This window comes from Parvibaculum sp. (genome assembly GCF_049672805.1).
In the GTDB taxonomy this organism is placed as follows: domain Bacteria; phylum Pseudomonadota; class Alphaproteobacteria; order Parvibaculales; family Parvibaculaceae; genus Parvibaculum.
Map to the genome: position 1 here is coordinate 1 of NZ_JBATWS010000170.1, position 4,967 is coordinate 4,967.

4 protein-coding genes are annotated in these 4,967 nt (G+C 60.1%); 3 read left to right on the forward strand and 1 reads right to left on the reverse strand.

Annotated elements, in window-relative coordinates:
• A partial coding sequence (uvrA, locus tag WBF74_RS05515; RefSeq protein ID WP_424436396.1) for an excinuclease ABC subunit UvrA occupies positions 1–2,303 on the reverse strand: 2,303 nt, incomplete at its 3' end.
• A gap of 344 nt (positions 2,304–2,647) precedes the next feature.
• Here uvrA and WBF74_RS05520 point away from each other — a divergent pair.
• From WBF74_RS05520 to WBF74_RS05530, 3 genes are all read left to right on the forward strand, one after another.
• Positions 2,648–3,121, forward strand: a complete 474-nt coding sequence (locus tag WBF74_RS05520; RefSeq protein WP_424436399.1) for a single-stranded DNA-binding protein — start codon at positions 2,648–2,650, stop codon at positions 3,119–3,121.
• A gap of 207 nt (positions 3,122–3,328) precedes the next feature.
• Positions 3,329–4,435 (forward strand): efflux RND transporter periplasmic adaptor subunit, encoded by a 1,107-nt coding sequence (locus tag WBF74_RS05525; protein WP_424436405.1) that lies wholly within the window; start codon positions 3,329–3,331, stop codon positions 4,433–4,435.
• On the forward strand, positions 4,432–4,967 hold a 536-nt coding region (locus WBF74_RS05530; RefSeq protein ID WP_424436402.1), incomplete at its 3' end, for an efflux RND transporter permease subunit. The genes WBF74_RS05525 and WBF74_RS05530, both read left to right, overlap by 4 nt.

Here is a 4,967-nt window from a genome sequence, read left to right on the forward strand (position 1 = left end):
TCGATCTTGATGACGCCGTCGCCCTGACAGGTTTCGCAGCGGCCGCCTTTTACATTGAAGGAGAAGCGGCCCGGCTTGTAGCCGCGCGCGCGGCTCTCCGGCAGTTCGGCGAACCAGTCGCGGATGAATGTGAAGGCACCCGTATAGGTCGCCGGGTTGGAACGCGGCGTGCGGCCAATCGGTGACTGGTCGATGTCGATGATCTTGTCGAGATGTTCGAGGCCGAAAATCTCATCAAATGCGCCGGGGTGCTCGCGCGAATTGTTCAGGCGGCGCGAGACGGCCTTGTAGATGGTTTCGATGAGAAGGGTGGATTTGCCGCCACCCGACACGCCGGTGACACAGGTGAAGGTGCCGAGCGGAATCTCCGCCGTCACATTCTTGAGATTGTTCTCCTTCGCGCCGGTGACTTTCAGCCATTTGCCGTTTCCGGTGCGGCGTTGCTGCGGTACTTCGATCTGGAGAAAGCCTGTGAGATATTGGCCAGTGAGGCTTTCCGGGTTGGCCATGATGTCGTCCGGCGTACCTTCGGCGATAACGCGCCCGCCATGAACGCCCGCACCGGGGCCCATATCGACAACATGGTCGGCCGTCCGGATCGCATCTTCATCATGCTCGACAACGATGACGGTATTGCCGAGATCGCGCAGGCGTTTCAGTGTTTCGAGCAGCCGGTCATTATCGCGCTGGTGGAGGCCGATAGACGGTTCGTCCAGCACATAGAGAACGCCGGTGAGGCCCGAGCCGATCTGCGAGGCGAGGCGGATGCGCTGGCTCTCGCCGCCTGAAAGTGTGCCGGAATTGCGCGAAAGAGCGAGATAGTCGAGGCCGACATTATTGAGGAAATGCAGGCGCTCGCGGATTTCCTTCAGCACGCGGCCGGCGATTTCATTCTGCTTTGCGGTGAGGTGCTGGTCGAGATCCCGGAACCAGGCATCCGCATCGCGGATCGACATTTGCGCGACCTGCGAGATGTTGAGACCGGCGATCTTCACGGCGAGTGCTTCGGGCTTCAGGCGGTAGCCGCCGCAGGCTTCGCAATCGGTGATGCCCTGAAAACGCTCGATCTCTTCGCGTGCCCATGCGCTGTCCGTTTCGCGCCACCGCCGCTCCAGATTGGGGATGACGCCCTCAAACGGCTTCTTCGTCTTGTAGGAGCGCATGCCGTCATCATAAGCGAAGGTGACGACTTCATCGCCCGTGCCGTAGAGCACGACATTCTGCGCTTCTTCGGAAAGCTGCGACCAGGGCACGGTCATGGAGAATTTGTATTGCTTCGCCAACGCCATGAGCGTCTGCGTGTAATATGGCGAAGTGGAGCGCGACCAGGGCGCGATGGCCCCTTTCTTCAGCGACAAACCGTGATCCGGCACCACAAGGTCCGGGTCCATATAGAACTGCGTACCGAGGCCATCACAGGCTGGGCAGGCGCCGAAGGGATTGTTGAAGGAGAAGAGGCGCGGCTCGATCTCGTCAATGGTGAAGCCGGATACCGGACAGGCGAAGCGCGAGGAAAATATGATGCGCTCCGGCTCGGCGCCATCTTTCGCGTCAGCCAGTTCCACGACGGCGATGCCATCTGCAAGGTCGAGGGCGATCTCGAAACTGTCGGCGAGGCGGTTGCCCAGATCGTCGCGCACGACGATGCGGTCCACCACGACATCAATATCGTGTTTCAGTTTCTTGTTAAGGGCAGGCACATCGGCAATTTCGTAGAAGGTGCCGTCCACCTTTACGCGCTGAAAGCCCTTCTTCTGGAGTTCGGCAAACTCTTTGCGATATTCGCCCTTGCGGCCCCGAATGATGGGAGCCATCAGGTAGAGGCGCGTGCCTTCCGGCAGGGCCATGACGCGATCCACCATCTGCGTGACGGTCTGGCTTTCGATGGGTAGGCCGGTCGCGGGCGAATAGGGCACGCCGATGCGCGCCCAGAGAAGGCGCATATAGTCATAAATCTCGGTGACGGTGCCGACGGTCGAGCGCGGATTGCGTGAGGTGGTTTTTTGCTCGATGGAAATGGCAGGCGAGAGGCCGTCGATTTGATCGACATCCGGCTTCTGCATCATCTCGAGGAACTGGCGCGCATAGGCCGACAGGCTTTCGACATAGCGGCGCTGGCCTTCGGCATAGATCGTGTCGAAGGCGAGAGAGGATTTGCCGGAACCGGACAGGCCGGTAATGACGATCAACTGATCGCGCGGCAGTTCCACGCTCACATCGCGCAGATTATGTTCGCGCGCGCCGATGACGCGGATGAAACGGTTCTGTGTGTCGGCAGCTTGCTTCTTCGACGCAGTGCTCATCAGGCCGGAACTCTCACGGGTGCGGACAGCCCAACGGGCGACGCGCATATTTGCTGCGGGGATTGTGGCTTGGTCTCAGGCTTCATGTATGTAGGCGCGGGGCCTCGGCTTCAAGGGCTGGCATGTGGCAGCCTGAAAGAATCGGATATGGCAGAACCATCTTGCCTCAAAATTCATTCTCATAGAACATAGTGAGAACATAAGTCGGGGGCCGGGGCGTATTTTCAAGCGGGGATATTGTCAGGGCGGCGTCCCCGGCTGTGGAAAACTTAAGTCTTTAAGGGAGCCGGGGGCTCGGCTAGGGTCCGGCATTCCGAAGCGGCAGATTAAAAGAGGATGGGCGCATGGCTGGCAGCGTGAACAAGGTGATCCTGGTGGGCAATCTGGGCGCGGACCCTGAAATCCGCCGCACGCAGGATGGCCGCCCCATTGCCAATCTGCGTATCGCGACCTCTGAAACATGGCGCGACCGGAACACGGGCGAGCGCCGCGAAAAGACCGAATGGCACCGCGTCGTCGTGTTCAATGAGGGGCTGTGCAAGGTCATCGAGCAGTATCTCAAAAAGGGCGCGAAGGTTTACATTGAAGGCGCGCTGCAGACCCGCAAGTGGACCGACCAGTCCGGCCAGGAACGCTATTCGACGGAAGTGGTGCTGCAAGGCTTCAATTCAACACTGACCATGCTGGATGGCCGTGCAGGCGGTGGTTCGTCGGGCGGCGGCGATTACGGCGGCTCCGATGATTTCGGTGGCGGCAGCGGCGGCGGTTCCTCGCGAGGCAATTTCGCGCAAGATCTCGATGACGAGATTCCTTTCTGACGCTGCGTAACTGATCTTCGCTTCTGTTTTTTAAGGCGATGTGCCGGGCGCGTTTTGCGCCACGCATCGCTGTGGCATGCCTGCCTGCTGACAGATATTGGCAGCGCCCGAAAGGCTTGAGAGCCAGCTTCCCATTCAGATTGAAACTATAATCTGTATAGTCACCGAGGGAGTCGAGGTGACCTGATGCGTGTTGATTCACTGACAATGAAAAAGAAACCCGTTCTGGTGGGGGGTGCACTGGTTGCGGCCTTGGTGCTGCTCGTGGTCCTCATTCGGACGATCGGGGGCGATGCTTCGGCGCTGGGCGATCCGAGGCTTGATCCGCCGCTTGTGAGGCTTGCGGTGCCTGTGCCGGTGGATGGAACCGAGCGCGGTTTCACAGGTGTGATCGCTGCGCGGGTGCAGAGCGATCTCGGCTTTCGTGTTCCCGGCAAGATTGTGGAACGCTTTGTCGATACGGGGCAGCAGATCAAGACCGGCCAGCCGCTGATGCGGATTGATGAGGCTGATCTCGGTTTTGCGCTGACGGCGAAGCGCAATGCTGTTGCCGCGGCGCGCGCAGCGGTTGGTCAGACGAAAGCAGATGCGGAACGCTATGCGAAGCTGCTCGAAGAAGGATGGGTTCCGCGCCAGCGCTATGAGCAGGCAAAGGCCGCTGCGGATGCTGCGCGGGCGCAGCTTGCGGCAGCAGAGGCCGAGGCGAAGGTGGCGGAGAATGCCGCCGCCTATGCGGTTCTGACATCTGATGTGGACGGAACGGTTGTTGAAACGCTGGGTGAGCCGGGGCAGGTCGTTGCAGCCGGTCAAACGGTGATACGCATTGCGCAGGCAGGTCCGCGCGAAGCGGTGGTGGTGCTTCCCGAAACCGTTCGGCCGGAAATTGGCTCTGAGGCGGAAGCCATATTGTATGGCAATGAGGCCGGGCGGTTCACGGCGCATCTTCGGCAATTGTCAGATGCGGCAGACCCGCTGACGCGGACCTATGAGGCCCGTTATACGCTGGAAGGCGTAGCAGCAAGTGCGCCGCTGGGTGCGACGGTAACGATCCGCTTTGCGCGCGAAACCGACGAGGAAGAAGTGCAGGTGCCGCTTGGTGCCATTCTGGATGATGGCCGGAAAACGGGCGTCTGGGTCTTTGATGCGGCTTCTTCCACCGTGCGTTTCAAGCCGGTGAAACTTGTTCGCCTGACCAGTGAATATGCCGTGGTCTCCGGTCTCAGTACGGATGATCCGGTTGTCGCTCTTGGCGCGCATCTTCTGCATGAGGGCGCATCCGTCAGAACGTCTGCAGAAGGCGGGATCGGCGGATGAACCTGAACCTTTCTGCGCTTGCCGTTCGCGAAGGGGCGGTCACGCTGTTTGCCATGCTGCTGCTCATGGTGGCGGGTGCCTATGCGTTCTTTGCGCTGGGGCGGGCGGAAGACCCCGGCTTCACACTGAAGAACCTGACGGTGACGGCGGCATGGCCTGGCGCAACCGCGCGCGAGATGCAGGAGCTTGTTGCAGAGCCGCTGGAAAAGAGGCTTCAGGAGCTGGCCTGGTATGACCGGGTGGACACGACGACGCGGCCGGGCTTTGCCTTCATGACGCTCACGCTGAAAGACACCACACCGCCTTCAGTTGTACCGGAGGAATTCTATCAGGCGCGCAAGAAGCTCGGGGACGAGAAGGACAAACTGCCCGCCGGCGTTTTCGGGCCTTTCGTGAATGATGAATATGCTGATGTGATCTTTGCCCTTTATGCGCTCAAGGAGAAGGGAATGCCGATGCGCGACCTTGTGCGGCAGGCAGAAACGATCCGACAGGACTTGCTGCATGTGCGGGGCGTGAAGAAGGTCAATAT

Coding starts and splice junctions, on each gene's coding strand:
- WBF74_RS05520 (WP_424436399.1), top strand. CDS start 2,648: ATGGCTGGCAGCGTGAACAAGGTGATCCTGGTGGGCAATCTGGGCGCG.
- WBF74_RS05525 (WP_424436405.1), top strand. CDS start 3,329: ATGAAAAAGAAACCCGTTCTGGTGGGGGGTGCACTGGTTGCGGCCTTG.